At 70.7% G+C, this 13,104-nt stretch carries 17 protein-coding genes and 1 tRNA gene; 10 read left to right on the forward strand and 8 right to left on the reverse strand.

Annotated features, from left to right (window positions below):
* Positions 1 to 10: 10 nt before the first annotated feature.
* On the reverse strand, positions 11 to 1,612 hold the full coding sequence (locus EBE87_RS03350) for an ABC transporter substrate-binding protein (protein ID WP_120639696.1): 1,602 nt from the start codon (positions 1,610 to 1,612) through the stop codon (positions 11 to 13).
* Between the two features lie 105 nt (positions 1,613 to 1,717).
* Positions 1,718 to 2,362, reverse strand: a complete 645-nt coding sequence (gene pdxH / locus EBE87_RS03355; RefSeq protein ID WP_267898231.1) for a pyridoxamine 5'-phosphate oxidase — start codon at positions 2,360 to 2,362, stop codon at positions 1,718 to 1,720.
* Positions 2,363 to 2,459: 97 nt separating this feature from the next.
* On the opposite strand from pdxH, the gene fabI reads away from it, so the two are divergent.
* From fabI to EBE87_RS03375, 4 genes are all read left to right on the forward strand, one after another.
* Positions 2,460 to 3,308 carry an enoyl-ACP reductase FabI gene (fabI, locus tag EBE87_RS03360; RefSeq protein ID WP_120639698.1) on the forward strand — a complete coding sequence of 283 codons (849 nt, stop codon included), beginning with the start codon at positions 2,460 to 2,462 and terminating at the stop codon, positions 3,306 to 3,308.
* A 134-nt stretch (positions 3,309 to 3,442) separates the two neighbouring features.
* The gene (locus EBE87_RS03365) at positions 3,443 to 3,622 is read left to right on the forward strand and encodes a hypothetical protein (protein WP_120639699.1); all 180 of its coding nucleotides are present in this window, start codon (positions 3,443 to 3,445) and stop codon (positions 3,620 to 3,622) included.
* A 13-nt stretch (positions 3,623 to 3,635) separates the two neighbouring features.
* On the forward strand, positions 3,636 to 3,860 hold the full coding sequence (locus tag EBE87_RS03370; RefSeq protein ID WP_120639700.1) for a hypothetical protein: 225 nt from the start codon (positions 3,636 to 3,638) through the stop codon (positions 3,858 to 3,860).
* A gap of 9 nt (positions 3,861 to 3,869) precedes the next feature.
* A complete protein-coding gene (locus EBE87_RS03375; RefSeq protein ID WP_120639701.1) occupies positions 3,870 to 4,052 on the forward strand; it encodes a hypothetical protein in 183 nt (60 codons plus the stop codon).
* A gap of 32 nt (positions 4,053 to 4,084) precedes the next feature.
* On the opposite strand, the gene EBE87_RS03380 is transcribed toward EBE87_RS03375, so the two are convergent.
* The 4 genes from EBE87_RS03380 to EBE87_RS03395 all read right to left on the reverse strand — a co-directional run bounded on the left by EBE87_RS03380 (position 4,085) and on the right by EBE87_RS03395 (position 8,167).
* Positions 4,085 to 5,218, reverse strand: a complete 1,134-nt coding sequence (locus EBE87_RS03380; RefSeq protein WP_147465020.1) for a lysozyme inhibitor LprI family protein — start codon at positions 5,216 to 5,218, stop codon at positions 4,085 to 4,087.
* A gap of 76 nt (positions 5,219 to 5,294) precedes the next feature.
* Positions 5,295 to 6,446 (reverse strand): FAD-dependent oxidoreductase, encoded by a 1,152-nt coding sequence (locus EBE87_RS03385; RefSeq protein WP_158600966.1) that lies wholly within the window; start codon positions 6,444 to 6,446, stop codon positions 5,295 to 5,297.
* Between the two features lie 39 nt (positions 6,447 to 6,485).
* A complete protein-coding gene (locus EBE87_RS03390) occupies positions 6,486 to 7,322 on the reverse strand; it encodes an aldose epimerase family protein (RefSeq protein WP_120639704.1) in 837 nt (278 codons plus the stop codon).
* Positions 7,322 to 8,167, reverse strand: coding sequence for an NAD-dependent epimerase/dehydratase family protein (locus tag EBE87_RS03395; protein WP_120639705.1), 846 nt, complete (start codon positions 8,165 to 8,167; stop codon positions 7,322 to 7,324). Before EBE87_RS03395 ends, EBE87_RS03390 begins: the two co-directional genes overlap by 1 nt.
* 216 nt (positions 8,168 to 8,383) lie before the next feature.
* On the opposite strand from EBE87_RS03395, the gene EBE87_RS03400 reads away from it, so the two are divergent.
* The 4 genes from EBE87_RS03400 (at position 8,384) to EBE87_RS03415 (ending at position 10,597) form a co-directional block, all read left to right on the forward strand.
* Entirely contained in the window at positions 8,384 to 9,742 is a 1,359-nt protein-coding gene (locus EBE87_RS03400) for an amidase (RefSeq protein WP_122139880.1), read from the forward strand.
* A gap of 69 nt (positions 9,743 to 9,811) precedes the next feature.
* Positions 9,812 to 9,888 (forward strand) — tRNA-Arg (locus tag EBE87_RS03405).
* An 86-nt stretch (positions 9,889 to 9,974) separates the two neighbouring features.
* Positions 9,975 to 10,274, forward strand: coding sequence for a hypothetical protein (locus EBE87_RS03410; RefSeq protein ID WP_233553225.1), 300 nt, complete (start codon positions 9,975 to 9,977; stop codon positions 10,272 to 10,274).
* A gap of 131 nt (positions 10,275 to 10,405) precedes the next feature.
* Complete coding sequence (locus tag EBE87_RS03415; protein ID WP_120638526.1) at positions 10,406 to 10,597, forward strand: DUF3606 domain-containing protein; 192 nt, start codon at positions 10,406 to 10,408, stop codon at positions 10,595 to 10,597.
* A gap of 59 nt (positions 10,598 to 10,656) precedes the next feature.
* On the opposite strand, the gene EBE87_RS03420 is transcribed toward EBE87_RS03415, so the two are convergent.
* On the reverse strand, positions 10,657 to 11,025 hold the full coding sequence (locus EBE87_RS03420) for a DUF6481 family protein (protein ID WP_120638527.1): 369 nt from the start codon (positions 11,023 to 11,025) through the stop codon (positions 10,657 to 10,659).
* Positions 11,026 to 11,162: 137 nt separating this feature from the next.
* Here EBE87_RS03420 and EBE87_RS03425 point away from each other — a divergent pair, with 137 nt between their 5' ends.
* The gene (locus EBE87_RS03425) at positions 11,163 to 11,495 is read left to right on the forward strand and encodes a hypothetical protein (RefSeq protein WP_120638528.1); all 333 of its coding nucleotides are present in this window, start codon (positions 11,163 to 11,165) and stop codon (positions 11,493 to 11,495) included.
* 82 nt (positions 11,496 to 11,577) lie between these two features.
* Here the strand turns inward: EBE87_RS03425 and EBE87_RS03430 are convergent, their stop codons facing one another.
* Positions 11,578 to 12,297: a DUF1028 domain-containing protein gene (locus tag EBE87_RS03430; RefSeq protein WP_120638529.1), complete on the reverse strand. Its 720-nt coding sequence runs from the start codon at positions 12,295 to 12,297 to the stop codon at positions 11,578 to 11,580.
* A gap of 232 nt (positions 12,298 to 12,529) precedes the next feature.
* Between EBE87_RS03430 and EBE87_RS03435 the strand changes: the two genes are divergently transcribed.
* Positions 12,530 to 12,844 carry a hypothetical protein gene (locus EBE87_RS03435; protein WP_120638530.1) on the forward strand — a complete coding sequence of 105 codons (315 nt, stop codon included), beginning with the start codon at positions 12,530 to 12,532 and terminating at the stop codon, positions 12,842 to 12,844.
* Positions 12,845 to 13,104: the final 260 nt, after the last annotated feature.

A 13,104-nucleotide genomic window follows, 5' to 3' on the forward strand; every position in this document is an offset into this window, starting at 1 on the left:
CAGTGAATACTCAGGCCTTGGTGATGTTGGTGTAGGAGTGCCGGTCGTTCATCGGCCCCATGTCGAAGCCCTTCACCGCGGCGCGGGAGACGGAGACCTCGATCTCCTGCAGCATGATCACGAAGGGCGAGGTCTGCTGGTGCTCCTTCTGGATATCCAGGTACATCTGGGCGCGCGTCTCGGCGTCCGTCTGCTTCTGCGCTTCCAGGGTCTTGGCGGAGAGTTCGGGGATCAGCCAGCTCGCGCGCCAGGCCAGGGTCTTGTTGCGGGCCTCGTCGCCATTCTCGGTGTTGATGGAGAAGGCCTCGGCATTGCTGTTGGGGTCGAAGTAGTCGGAGCCCCAGCGCACCATGGCGATGTCATGCGTGCGGGCACGGGTCTTGGTGATGACCGCGCGCTGCTCGCCCGGCGACATCTTCAGGCGGATGCCGATCTCGGCGAGGTTGGCCTGCACCGCCTGCGCGATGTCGGAGGTCGGCGCGCCGGAGAAGTAGTCGAAGGACAGCTCGAAGCCGTCGGCCAGGCCGGCCTTGGCCAGCAGCGCCTTGGCCTCGGCCACGTTCTTCTGGAAGGGCTTGTCGGTCAGCGCACCCGGCAGGCCATCCGGCAGGAAGGCCTGGTGCACCGCGTAGGTGGTGGGCACGATGTTCTTCTGGATGGCGGCATAGTCGATCGCCATCTTGATCGCCTGCCGCACCTCGGGCTTCGCCAGGTTGGGGTTCTTCTGGTTCAGGCTGAGATACATCAGGCTCGCCTTGCGGGCGTATTGCGCCGTGAAGTTCCTGTCCTTCTCCACCGAGGCGATCTGGTCGGCCACCAGGTTGCGCACGATGTCGAAGTCGCCCTTCTGCAGGCCCAGCAGCTGCGCCGAGGGGTCCGCCACATGGCGCATGATGATGCGCTTCATCTTCGGCGGCTCGACCGCATGCGGGTTGGCGTCCAGCATGACGTTGTCGCTGGCCTTCCACTGGCGGACCATATAGGAGCCCGAGCCGGCGGAATTCTGCTTCAGCCAGGCATTGCCCAGGTCATCGCCCTTGGCATTGGCCGTCACCACCGCCTTCTCCACCACGCTGCCCACCGCCGCCGAGAGGCAGTAGAGCAGGAAGGAGGGCGCGGTCGGCTCGGCGGTCGTCAGCACCAGGGTCTTGGCGTCGGTGGCGCGGATGCGCTCGGCCACGTTGTCCTTGGTGAAGCCGAACTGGTTGATGATGAAGGCCGGCGACTTGTTCAGGATCACGGCGCGGGAAAGCGAGAAGGCCACGTCCTCAGCCGTCACGGGCTTGCCGGAGGCGAACTTGGGGCCGTCCTTCAGGGTGAAGGTGAAGGTCTTGTTGCCGTCCGAGACAGCCCACTTCTCGGCCAGCTCGCCACGGATCTCAGAGGGGTTGCTGTTCGGCGTCGTCACCAGCTTCTGGTAGACATTCCCCGCGATCTCGGAGGCCGTGTATTCGAAGGCCTCATGCGGGTCGAGCGAGATGATGTCGTCGATCTGCTTCGCGAAGACCAGCACGTCCTTGGGCGTCTGGGCCCGGGCGGAGGGGGCGGCCAGCGCGCCCGGCAGGACGGCGGCGGCGCTGGAGGCAAGCAGCAGCGAACGGCGAGTCAGCATGAACGGAAACCCTTTGCGGATTGCACAGAATAACGCAGTCGTGGGGTGCTGCGCCAGCATGGGCTGCGCCCCGGCGCGGGGGCGCAGCCCATGTCAGGGCCCATCTCAGGGATAGAGCGTCTCGGAGCGCCAGCCGCCGCCCGGCTGGGCATGGAAGACGCGGCGGTCATGGAGGCGGAAGGGCATGTCGCGCCAGAACTCGATGCGCTGCGGCAGCACGCGGAAGCCGCCCCAGTGCGACGGGCGCGGCACCGCGTCATCCAGGTAGCGGGCCTCCACCTCGGCCACCGCCGCCTCCAGCTCCTCCCGGCTGCCCAGCGGGCTCGACTGCCGCGAGGCCCAGGCCCCGATGCGGGAGCGGCGCGGGCGGGTGGCGTAGTATTCGTCGGACTCCGCCGCCGTCACCTGTTCCACGGTGCCCTCCACCCGCACGGCGCGGCGCAGCTTCTTCCAGTGGAAGTTCAGCGCGGCGCGGGGATTGGCCAGAAGCTGGCCCCCCTTGCGGCTTTCATGGTTCGTGAAGAACACGAAGCCACGGGGGTCCAGCCCCTTCAGCAGCACCATGCGGGCGCTGGGCCAGCCGTCCGGCGTGCTGGTCGCCAGGCACATGGCGTTGGGATCATTGGGTTCCGAGGCCTCGGCCTCGGCCATCCAGGCGGTGAAGATCGCGAAAGGGTCGGCGTCGGGTGTCGGTACGCTCATCTGCTCCTGTCCCTGCTTCCTCTTGCCGGCGGGACGGGGGTGTGCCACCACGCCTTAACCCTTGCAACGCCCTGCCGCCGGACCCCGGACATCTCCGGCGCCCTACCTTCGCTGTCCCATCCAACAGAACCGGTCCTGCCTGAACATGGAACCTGCCGCGCAATCCAACACCCCTGAACCCGCCAAGGGCAACCTGATGGCTGGCAAGCGGGGCCTGATCATGGGCGTGGCGAATGACCGCTCGATCGCCTGGGGCATCGCCCGCGCCGTGGCCGCCCAGGGGGCGGAGATCGCCTTCACCTACCAGGGCGAGGCGCTGGAGAAGCGCGTCCGCCCGCTGGCCGAGAGCCTGGGCAGCGACATCGTGCTGCCCTGCGACGTGACGGACGAGGCCAGCATCGACTCTGTCTTCGAGACGCTGGAGAAGCGCTGGGGCAAGCTGGACTTCCTGGTCCATGCCATCGGCTTCGCCGACAAGCAGTTCCTGCGCGGCCGCTACATGGACACGCCGCGCGCGGCCTTCCTGCAGGCGCTGGACATCTCCTGCTTCTCCTTCGTTTCCGTCTCCAAGCGCGCCGCCGCGCTGATGAGCGAGGGCGGCAGCCTGCTGACCCTGAGCTACCTGGGCGCCGAGCGCGTGACGCCGCATTACAACGTCATGGGCGTGGCCAAGGCGGCGCTGGAAGCCAGCGTGCGCTACATGGCGGTGGACGTGGGCGCGCGCGGCATCCGCGTGAACGCCATCTCCGCCGGCCCGATCAAGACGCTCGCGGCCAGCGGCATCGGCGACTTCCGCTACATCCTGAAGTGGAACCAGTACAACGCGCCGCTGAAGCGCAACACCACCATCGAGGATGTGGGAGGTTCGGCGCTCTACCTGCTCTCGGACCTCGGCGCCGGCGTCACCGGCGAGGTGCATCACGTGGACAGCGGCTACCACATCGTCGGCATGAAGGCCGAGGATGCGCCGGACATCGTGGTCGGCCGCGACTGAGCCTGCCGGAAAGGCCGCCCCCCGGGCGGCCTTTTTCGTGAGGGGTCCCAACTGCAACCCCCTGCCCCTCAGGCTGGTTCTTTCTTCAGAGCGGCACGGGCAACGCCCCGCCGCACCGGAAGAAGGAGAAGTCCATGACGCACGCGCATATGCCGCCGGTTCCGCCGGCGAACCAGCCGAAGCACGGGGGCCCGACCCAGGACCCGAAGAAGTCGAATATCAAGGCCGAGACCCTGGACCGCGACCCCAAGCAGGGCCGCAGCGGCGATATCAAGCAGAACACGACCCACCAGGGCTACCAGCAGGACCGCTGAGGAGGGCCCAGGCATGTCGCACAAGAATCCCGATCAGGTCGAGCGCGTGGGTGGCCCCGGCAGCAGCCACCAGAACCGCGAGCATCCGGAAAAGTCCATGGCCACCGGCAAAAAGGGTGGCGGCGACAACAGCGGCCCGACGCCGGGCTCCCCGACCAATAGCCGCGACAGCCGCATCTCCGGCGGCGGCGGCGAGCGGGACGAGCACCATACCCACGACCCCCGCACCAAGTCCTGAGAGGGCATCATGGCCGAAGCCAAGAAGGATGCGGAACGCGATGCGGATGACACCGCCAGCGGCACCATCCAGGAGCCGATCCCGCCGGGCGAACCGCAGCCCGGCGACATGAACGAACTGGCGGGCAACCTGGGCGGACCGATCGATGTCTTCCCTGGCCGGCCGCGCAAACCGCTGCAACAGCAGGAATGATCCCGGAAGGGCGGCTTCGGCCGCCCTTTCTGTTATGGCACCCGCTGCACTTCGACCAGCGGGCGCCCGCCCTCGACATACAGGCGGTAGGAAAGCACGACTTCCCCCAGGCTGGTCTCGGCATTCACCAGGCATTGCGGCACCGGCACCATGTAAGGCCGCAACCGCTGGTATTCGGCGCGCAGCGCCGGCGTGGCGCTATAGGCTTCCATGATGACGTCGTTATAGGGGCGCGGATTGCTCAGGCGCTGGACGCGGGCGCCGGCCGACAGCCCTGGCGTTGCCTGGAAGGTGAAGGACACATCCTGCAGCAGCGCCGGGTCAGCGCAGTTTAGCGCGGCCTGCGGCCCCTCCCCGCCTTCCGCCGGGCGGGCGGGCGCCGGGGCGGCGGGGGGTAGGCTCTGCGGCAGCGTGGCGCGTGGCGGCGGCGCTGCTACCGCAGGTTGTGATGCAGCGGGGGCGGCCGGTCGGTCCCGTGCCACGGCCCGCAGGCGTTCCAGCACCGTGCCCATGGCCTGCACGTTGCGCGGGCTGTCGCCATTCTCCGCCTGGCATTCGGCGGAGCGGCGGGCCAGGGCGGTGAAATCCGGCTTCGACCATTGCTCCAGCGGCAGCCCAAAGGGAGAATCCCCCACCGACCAGCCCATGACCCGCAGAGCATTGCTGCTCACGGCGCCGCAGGGCGCGCCGGCAAGGCTCAGGGCGAAGGGCACTCCCGGGGCCGTGGCGAGAGCCGGCACCGCCGGTGGCGGAACCGGGCCGGGCTGCTGCGGTCTGGGGGCCGGCGGAGGCTCCGGCGCGGCGGCCATGGGTGGCGGGGGCGGCGGCAGCATCAGCAGGCGGGCGCGAATCCAGGCCTCCCGCTCGGCATAGGCGATCTGGAGGCAATCCGGCGTCATGCCAGGAGCGCACATCCGGTCGCGCCGCCGCACCCAGTCGATCTGCGCCGCCGCGGCGGCTGCGGAATCAGGCATCCGCTGGCGAAGCTGCGCGGCCAATCCGGCCAGGCCACGGTCCGCCGCCATCAGGTCCGGGTCGGTGCAGATCACCCGCTCGGCACGGGAGGCCGGGCGGGCGCAGTCGGATATGGCGCCGTCCGGGGTGATCGCCCAGGCCATGCCGGGCGCAGCCATCCCCAGAACCGAACCCAGCAACAGACGCCTCATTCCACTCCTCGTCGCTCGCAGCGGCAATCTAGCCTGCGGGCGGCCGTCTGGCGAGGAAGCGTCTCAACAATAATCCTCAGGTTAACATTTGGCACATTGCCGGCAGCAGGCCGTGCGGTGGCGGCGCCTCCCCGGCGGCCCAGCGCGGCAGAGCGGCAGCCAGGGCTGCATCGCCGGCTGCGGCGGCCATGGCCAGCCCCAGCACCGCGCCGAACTTGAAGCCATGGCCGGAAAAGCCGCTCATGACCCAGGCATGCGGCCCCAGTGGCTCCGCCACGAAGCGCTCGGCATCCTCCACGTCGTAGTAGCAGGCGCGGGCGGCCAGCACCTGGTAGCCGCCGGCCTCCGCCAGGCGCGGGCGGGCCAGGGCCAGGATGGCCTCGGCCTCGGCGGCGCTGGCCTCGCGCGGGTCCGCTTCGGCATCGCCCTGGCGGCTGAAGCGATGGTCGCCGATCTTCAGCGGCGTGCCCGCCACCGGGGGCACCGCGTAGAAGCCGCCTTCCTCCGACAGATCCAGCAGCATCGGCGCCCGGGCCCAGAGCGCGCGGTGCGCCGCCGGTGGCTCCAGGTAGACGACGATCTGGCGGGAGGCCACCACCCGCCCCGCCAGCCCCGGCAGCAGGCGCGGCGCCCAGGGGCCGGCGGCGACCACCAGCAGGTCGGCCTGCCGTACCCCGCCGGCCTCCAGTTGCAGGGAGGCCCGGGCGGGGTCCAGCCCCACAGCCCGCCCGCGTTCGAAGGCCACGCCGCGCGCCTGAAGATGCCGGGCCAGGGCGGCGACGATAGGGCGCGCCAGCAGCACGCCGCCTTCTGGCATGGCCAGGGCGGCGCCGATGCCCGCCGGGTGCAGCATGGGATAGCGGGCGGGGATGGCGGCGGGGTCGAGGTCCTCGAAGCCATGGCCATCGGTGGCCAGGGCGGCGCGGCTTTCCCCCAGCCAGCCGGCGGTGCCGCTGGCCAGGGCCAGCACACCGGTGGGGTGGTAGAAGCTCTCGCCCAGTTCGGACCACAGCAGGTCCCAGGCGCGGAAGGCGTCGTCCACCATGCGCATATAGCCGCGCTGGGCGCCGTAGGCGTGGCGGATCAGCCGGTGGTCGTCCACGCTGGCGCCGCGCGGGTTGGGCACCGCGTCCTGTTCCAGCACCGTGACAGACCAGCCGGCGCGCGAGAGGCCCCAGGCAGTGCAGAGGCCCATGATCCCGGCCCCGAGGACGAGTGCTTTCGGCATGGTGCGCAGCATGGACCGCCGCGCGCCGGCCGAAAAGGCTCAGCCCACGCGCAATCGCACGCGGCCTTCCAGCGCCTGCCCGGTGGCCAGCACGCGCATGGCGCCAAAGGCCGCCAGGGTGGGGCGATTGATCACGTCCGGCACATGGCTCACCGGCTCCAGGCACACCACCGACAGGTGGTCGGGGGCATAGAATTGCAGGTTGTGGGCCCAGTCCCCTTCCGCCCGCAGCGTCACCGTCAGGTCCGGCCTTTGCAGCACCGCCGTGCCGTCCCAGCCCGCGAAATGCTGGTCGGTGCCCATCCAACCGGTGTCGCCTGCGGGGATGCCGTCGCTGGGCTCGGCCCGGATCGGCAGGCTGCGCTCGTCCGTGACCATGCGGTGCGTGGCGGCCAGGCGCGGCGCGCTGCCGGGCAGGCGCAGGAACCAGGGGTGCCAGCCCATGCCCATCGGGCAGGGTTCCGCACCCCGGTGCTCCAGCCGCAGCATCAGGGACAGGCCCTCGGGGTCGAGCGACACCTCCAGCCGCGCCGCGTAGTCGAAGGGCGCGTGGCGCAGCCGCTGCGTCAGCACGGCATGGGCGGGGCCGGCTTCCTCCACCGCCCAGGGCGCTTCGCGGCCCAGGCCGTGCAGCGCGTTGCCGGCGGCCTCCGCGATCGGGAAGTGGTAGACCTCCCCGGCGCAGGGGAAGCGGCCGCCGTCCAGCCGGTTGGTCCAGGGCAGCATCCAGAAGGCGCCGGCCTTGCCGGTCAGGGGGCTGGCGCCCCCTTCCAGCGGCCGCAGCACCGGGCGGCCCTCATGCTCCAGATGCGCGAAGGCGGCCCCCTGCTCCGGCAGCAGCGCGGCCCGCCAGGGGCCGGCTTGCAGGTCCAGCATCAATCCTCCAGCGTGAAGGCATCGCGCGGGCTGAAGCCGTCGCGGCTGTAGCCGACGGCGGTATAGCCGCCGCCCTGGTAGCGCTCGGTCACCGGGTTGCCGGAGGTGATCTGGCCCACCTTGGCCGCGAAGGCATCGGCGCTGTCCTGGGGCTGCCAGCCGATGCGGTCGCGGTGGTCGCCGCCCCAGTAGGACGCCGCGTTGTTGCTGGCGCCCCAGACCACGGCATGCCCGACCTTGGGCGCCTCCACGAAGGCGATGCAGAGCCGCGCGAGGTCGGCATAGGACAGCCAGGTGGCCAGCATCCGCGCATCCACCGGCTCGGGGAAGGAGGAGCCGATGCGGACATTGAGGTTCTCCACCCCGTGCTTGTCCCAGTAGAGGCGGCCCATCAGCTCCCCATAGGCCTTCGAGAGGCCGTAGAAGCTGTCCGGGCGGAACTCGCAATCGGCTTCCAGCTTCGCCTGGTTGCCCTGCGGACGCTCATGGAAGCCGATGGAATGGTTGGAGGAAGCGAAGAGCACCCGTGCGCCTTCCCGCCGCGCCGCCTCGTAGATGTGGTAGAGGCCGCGCAGATTGGGGCCTAGCACCACCTCGAAGGGCTGGTCGGTGGAAGCGCCGCCGAAATGCAGGATGGCCTGGCAGCCCTCCGCCAGCTGCAGGATCGTGACGCCGTCGTTCAGGTCGGCCTTGGTGAAGCTCGCGCCCTCCGGCACCTGGTCCGGGAAGGGGGTGAGGTCGGTCAGGCGCAGCGTATAGCCCTGCGCCGCCAGCTCCCGCGCCAGCATCCGGCCCAGGTTGCCGGAAGCGCCGGTGAGCAGGACGGGCTTGGATTTCTTGGACATCGAACTCGGAATCCTTGGTGCTGATGGGACAGGCGCGGCGGGGCGGCAGTGGCCGCCGGCGCATGGCACAGGCCGGACTCGCCCCGATGGCCTTCCCTGCCCCGCAGCTTGCCCATGGCACGGGCGACGAACAAGACCGGGGCCGCATGGGGTTGCGATAGCGCGGCACCCGCCGCAGCATCGCCGCCCCGCCCGATTCCGAGGACCGCCGCCGCCATGCCTGATGCCACCCCCTCCCTCGCCGCCGCCGCCGCCGACCTCGCCGCCGGGCGCACCACCGCGCAGGCGCTGACCGAGGCCGCGCTGGCACGCATCGCCGACCCGGCCGGCGAGGGTTCCCGTGCCTTCGTGGCGGTGCAGGCGGAGCAGGCACTGGCCAGCGCCCGCGCCGTGGACGCGCTGCGCGCCGCCGGCCGGGCGCCAAGCCCCTGGGCGGGCATCCCGATCTCGGTCAAGGACCTCTTCGACCAGGAAGGCGTGCCGACGCTGGCCGGCTCCATCGCGCTGCGCGGCGCGCCGCCGGCCAAGGCCACCGCGCCGGTGGTGGCACGGCTGCAGCGCGCCGGCTTCGTGGTGCTCGGGCGCACCAACATGGTGGAATTCGCCTTCAGCGGCCTGGGCGTGAACCCGCATTACGGCACCCCGCTCTCCCCCTACGACCGCGCCACGGGGCGGCTGCCGGGCGGCTCCTCCTCCGGCGCCGCGGTGGCGGTGGCCGACGGGATGGGCTTCGCCGGACTGGGCTCGGATACCGGCGGTTCCTGCCGGGTGCCGGCGGCGCTCTGCGGCATCGTCGGCTACAAGCCCACCGCAAAGCGGGTGCCGCTGGATGGGGTGCTACCGCTGTCCTTCAGCCTCGACAGCATCGGGCCCCTGGCGAATACGGTGGGCTGCTGCGCCGCGCTGCATACGCTGATGGCCGGCGCCGAGAGCGCCACCCCGCCCGCGCCGCGCCCCGTGGCCGGGCTGCGCTTCGGCATTCCGGACAAGACCTTCCTGTTCGACGGCGTGGAGCCCGCCGTGATCGCGGCCTTCGAGCGCGCGGTGGCGAAGCTGCAGGCCGCCGGCGCGCATATCGAGCATTTCGCCCTGCCGGAGCTGGCGGATATCCCGGTCGCCAATGCCACCGGCGGCTTCGCGGCGGCGGAGTCCTACGCCTGGCACCGCCCGCTGCTGGAAAAGGCCGCCGCGCAATACGACCCGCGCATCCTGGCCCGCATCCGCAAGGGCGCGGCGATGAGCGCGGCGGATTATATTGCCCTGCAGGCGGAACGCGCCCGCATCATCGCCGCCGCCGCCCAGCGCACCGCGCCTTACGACGCCGTGCTCTGCCCCACCACCGCCCTGACGCCGCCCGCCGTATCGGCCGTGGAGGATGAGGCGGAATACAACCGCATCAACCTGCTGCTGCTGCGCAACACCGCCGCCTTCAACTTCCTGGACCGCTGCTCCATCAGCCTGCCCTGCCACGCGCCCGGCGAGGCGCCCGTGGGCCTGATGCTGACCGGCGCCCACGACGGCGATGCCGCGCTCTTCGCCACCGCCAGCGCGGTGGAAGCCGCCCTGGCCGCCTGAACCGCGCAGGCTTCTGCGCCGGGGGGCTTCCCCCCGGCGGCACAACCCGCTAAAGGGAGGTCCTGGCGAGGACCCGTAGCTCAGCTGGATAGAGCGTTGCCCTCCGAAGGCAAAGGCCGATGGTTCGAATCCATTCGGGTCCGCCACTTCCCCCAGGCTTTCAGTGCTTCCCTGCCAGCCGGCGCCACCCGCCGGCCAGACGTGCGGCGTGGCCGGCGGCTGCCATGCGGAGATGGGCATCGCGAGCCCGGCCGTCCTGCGCCAGAATGTCCGGCGCGCCCGATGTAAGGAGAAGCTGATGCCGGGAAGGCTCTGGTCCCTTGGCGTCTTTCTGGTCGCGCTCGGCATCGCCGCCTATGCCGTGGGCTGGGATGCGTTGCTGTGGGTGCCCCGGGTGGTGCTCGACTCCCTGATCTGGGTTCCGTCGGCCATTCTTGACGCGGTCAGCACCTCACCCGCCACTTTCGGCGTTATTACGCTGGGCGTGGTTCTGATGGTCTTCGCGCGCATGAAGGGGCGGCGGCGGGACTGAGGCGCCGTTCCGGCCGGCAGGGCGGCGGGACCATCAGCGACAGGCGCAGCGTGCTTTCCTGCCTGGCCACTCCGGCCGGCAGGCTGAACCGGCCCCGCCCCATGGCGGGACCTCATCGCAGGAATACATCAGTGATACAGAACAAGGCGAAGGCCGAAAGCGCCAGCCCGACAGACAGCGCCGAGCTTGAGGCGGAAGTGGCCTACATGGCCAAGCGGCACCGTGTCTCGCCCGCCATTATCCGGGAAATCATCCGCCGCGCTGGCTCCAGCGAAAGAGGCGCGGTGGAGCGGGAGCTGCAGAAAGGAAAGGCGCGGCGCTAAGCGCCGCGGTTCCGCCAGCCGTCACCAAGGTGCGGCTGGCCGAACGGCTCCGGCAGCGCTTAGCGCTGGCGGGCCTTGCGGGCGGCGTAGCGGGCGTCGCGCGCGGCCTTCTGAAGGGCCGGCAGGGCGGCGGCACGCTGGGCGGCGGCCTCGGCCTCGGCGGCCTCCTGGGCGGCCTGGATCTTGCGCTGCTCGGCCTCGGCGGCCTTTTCGGCCTTCAGGCGGGCGGCTTCGGCGTCACGCGCCATCTTGCGGGCGGCATTGCGCGCGTCGCGGGCTTCCGCGACGGCCTTGCGGGCAGCCTGCTGCTCCAGCATCGCAGGGTCATTGGGTGACGGACGTGCGCGGAAACGTTCCAGCATGTCCTCCTTCGCCTTGGCAGCCGTAGCCAGCCGGTCGTTGAAGCCATCGCTTTTATGAGGGATCATGCGGCCCACCCTACTCGGAATGCGCTCCGGGGCCTAGCAAACTCTCAAATTGTTCAGGATGTCAGTGTGACCGGACCAGCCAGCATCATCACGATGGACCATCGCAAGGCCGGCCCGGGGTTCCGGGGCCGCCGCTCGTGAGCCGCCGCCAACCGCAGAAATCCGGCAAGGGCGGCACCCGCCGCGCGGCGCAGCTGGAAGCCGAGAACGCGCAGCTTCGCCGTGAGCTGGCCGAAGCCCGCGCGGCGCTGCGCCAGGTCGAGCAGAGCGGCGCCGATGCTTTCCTGGCCCGCCGGCTGGCGGAGCTGGAGGAAGGGCGCCAGGTCGCGCGCGGCCAGGCGGTGGAGGCCACCGTCGCGCGCTCCAAGGCCGAGGCGAAGCTGACGGCACTGCAGGATGCCATCGGCAAGGCGCCGGGCCTGTCCGGCTGGCTGCTGCGGCGTGCGCGGCAGAAGCTGCAAGACGTCTGAGAAGACCGGGCGGGGTCCTGGAGATCCCGCCTGCCCCTGAGCGCCGCGCCCGGATCAGCAGTTAGCCAGGGAGCCTGGTGTTTCAGTCGCCGAAGCGCAGCTCCAGCCCCCGCGCCTGCCATCCCGCCTGGATGGCCGCGCGGTCGATGGTGCCGGAAGGGTCCGCCTTGCGCGGCCCCGTGGCCAGGGACGGCGCGCGTTCGCGCTGCCACAGGCCCATCAGCCGGCGCAGTTCCGCCAGCGGATCGGCATGGTCGTCCACCCGCAGGTCGAGGTCGGGGAAATCTTCCGTGGTAACCAGCTTCATGGCGGCGGATTGCCGGCCGCGGCGGTCGCCGCCGGCGGCCTGACCGGCTTCCATCGCCAGCATCATGCGCTCCGGCAGCGGCAGGCTGGCGGGTGCAACAAGGCTGGCCAGGGTCTGCGTGACCACCTCTGGCCCCGCCAGCATGTTCCCCGCGACGCTGAAGCCCGGCGCGGCCTGTGAACCGGCCCAGATGACGCAGCTCTGCCCGGTCCAGGCGGCGCTGCGCCCGTGGCGGTCGATCGCATGGATTTGCCGGTAGGCACTGTTGGCATCCCCGGCCAGGGCGGATTCGATGGCGGCATCCGGCGGCAGGCCGCGCTCCATGGCATCCAGCACCGCAGGGCCGAGGTAGCGGTTGGTGAAGGACTGGGTGGATACCGCCCCCACCCCCGCCCGCAGGTAAGGGCAGGAGGCCCCCACGGCGAAGGCGCAGGTGGCCACCGTCACGCCGAAGGCACCCGTGGCAGGGTCATGGGCCAGGATCGACCAGGTCATCGCGCCATCCTTTCGCTTGCTGGGGCGATGCTCCGTGCGATCCGCTCCTCATGCAAGGAGGCGCCTGAGAGCGAGCGGCGCCAAACTGTATCGTAAGCGATTTTATCGCCCACTCTGTTTCCGCGTGGCAGGCATACCGAATGAATAGTCGCGCGCGATGCAATCGCGGCGTATCTACTCCTCAACAGCCCGGCACCTCCGGGTCAACCGGCCAAAGCCAAGGATCACCACCATGTACGCTCTCCGCACCCTGCTCGCCGCCACCGCCCTCCTCGGTGCCGCCTCCGCCGCCGCTTCCGCCGCGCCGCTGGCCGTCATCAACCAGGGTGAGAGCTTCGCCGTCGAATACGCCGCCGGCTATGCCGGCAACATCGTCGGCGGTGGCTTTGTCCGCCTCGAAGGCAACAACCGCAGCCTGCGCATCATCCACGAGGATCCCAGCTTCGCCCGCCGGGCCGTCGGCATCCCCGTCTTCACCGGCGGCTCCGAGGGCGATGTCGCCTACCTTCCCGTCGGCAGCGCCAACAGTTCCCTCGCCGCCCGCTGACTGACGCGCTGCCCGGGGCTTCCGGGCGCCGCCGCTTCCTGCACCGCGCCGGGCTTCAGCCACTGAAGCCCGGCGCGCGCGCGTTTCCGCGCGCGCGTCGCACGCCGCCATAGGCAGGCGGCGGAAATCATCTATCCTCCCGAATCGCGCGCCGCGCAGGCCGCCCTGTCGGAATGGCACCGGCCCTGTCCCTGGCCACCGGATGCGCCGCCGCCCGCCATGGTGGATCTGCCACGGGCCCCGCGCATCGCGACGGCCAG

It is taken from the genome of Teichococcus wenyumeiae, from assembly GCF_003696345.1.
In the GTDB taxonomy this organism is placed as follows: domain Bacteria; phylum Pseudomonadota; class Alphaproteobacteria; order Acetobacterales; family Acetobacteraceae; genus Pseudoroseomonas; species Pseudoroseomonas wenyumeiae.

What these genes read in the sequence shown, in the direction of transcription:
- EBE87_RS03385 (WP_158600966.1), bottom strand. Translation starts at nt 6,446, where the DNA reads ATGCCGAAAGCACTCGTCCTCGGGGCCGGGATCATGGGCCTCTGCACT.
- EBE87_RS03380 (WP_147465020.1), bottom strand. Translation starts at nt 5,218, where the DNA reads ATGAGGCGTCTGTTGCTGGGTTCGGTTCTGGGGATGGCTGCGCCCGGC.
- fabI (WP_120639698.1), top strand. Translation starts at nt 2,460, where the DNA reads ATGGAACCTGCCGCGCAATCCAACACCCCTGAACCCGCCAAGGGCAAC.
- EBE87_RS03390 (WP_120639704.1), bottom strand. Translation starts at nt 7,322, where the DNA reads ATGCTGGACCTGCAAGCCGGCCCCTGGCGGGCCGCGCTGCTGCCGGAG.
- EBE87_RS03350 (WP_120639696.1), bottom strand. Translation starts at nt 1,612, where the DNA reads ATGCTGACTCGCCGTTCGCTGCTGCTTGCCTCCAGCGCCGCCGCCGTC.
- EBE87_RS03400 (WP_122139880.1), top strand. Translation starts at nt 8,384, where the DNA reads ATGCCTGATGCCACCCCCTCCCTCGCCGCCGCCGCCGCCGACCTCGCC.
- EBE87_RS03420 (WP_120638527.1), bottom strand. Translation starts at nt 11,025, where the DNA reads ATGATCCCTCATAAAAGCGATGGCTTCAACGACCGGCTGGCTACGGCT.
- EBE87_RS03410 (WP_233553225.1), top strand. Translation starts at nt 9,975, where the DNA reads ATGGGCATCGCGAGCCCGGCCGTCCTGCGCCAGAATGTCCGGCGCGCC.
- EBE87_RS03370 (WP_120639700.1), top strand. Translation starts at nt 3,636, where the DNA reads ATGTCGCACAAGAATCCCGATCAGGTCGAGCGCGTGGGTGGCCCCGGC.
- EBE87_RS03365 (WP_120639699.1), top strand. Translation starts at nt 3,443, where the DNA reads ATGACGCACGCGCATATGCCGCCGGTTCCGCCGGCGAACCAGCCGAAG.
- EBE87_RS03435 (WP_120638530.1), top strand. Translation starts at nt 12,530, where the DNA reads ATGTACGCTCTCCGCACCCTGCTCGCCGCCACCGCCCTCCTCGGTGCC.
- EBE87_RS03395 (WP_120639705.1), bottom strand. Translation starts at nt 8,167, where the DNA reads ATGTCCAAGAAATCCAAGCCCGTCCTGCTCACCGGCGCTTCCGGCAAC.
- EBE87_RS03375 (WP_120639701.1), top strand. Translation starts at nt 3,870, where the DNA reads ATGGCCGAAGCCAAGAAGGATGCGGAACGCGATGCGGATGACACCGCC.
- EBE87_RS03430 (WP_120638529.1), bottom strand. Translation starts at nt 12,297, where the DNA reads ATGACCTGGTCGATCCTGGCCCATGACCCTGCCACGGGTGCCTTCGGC.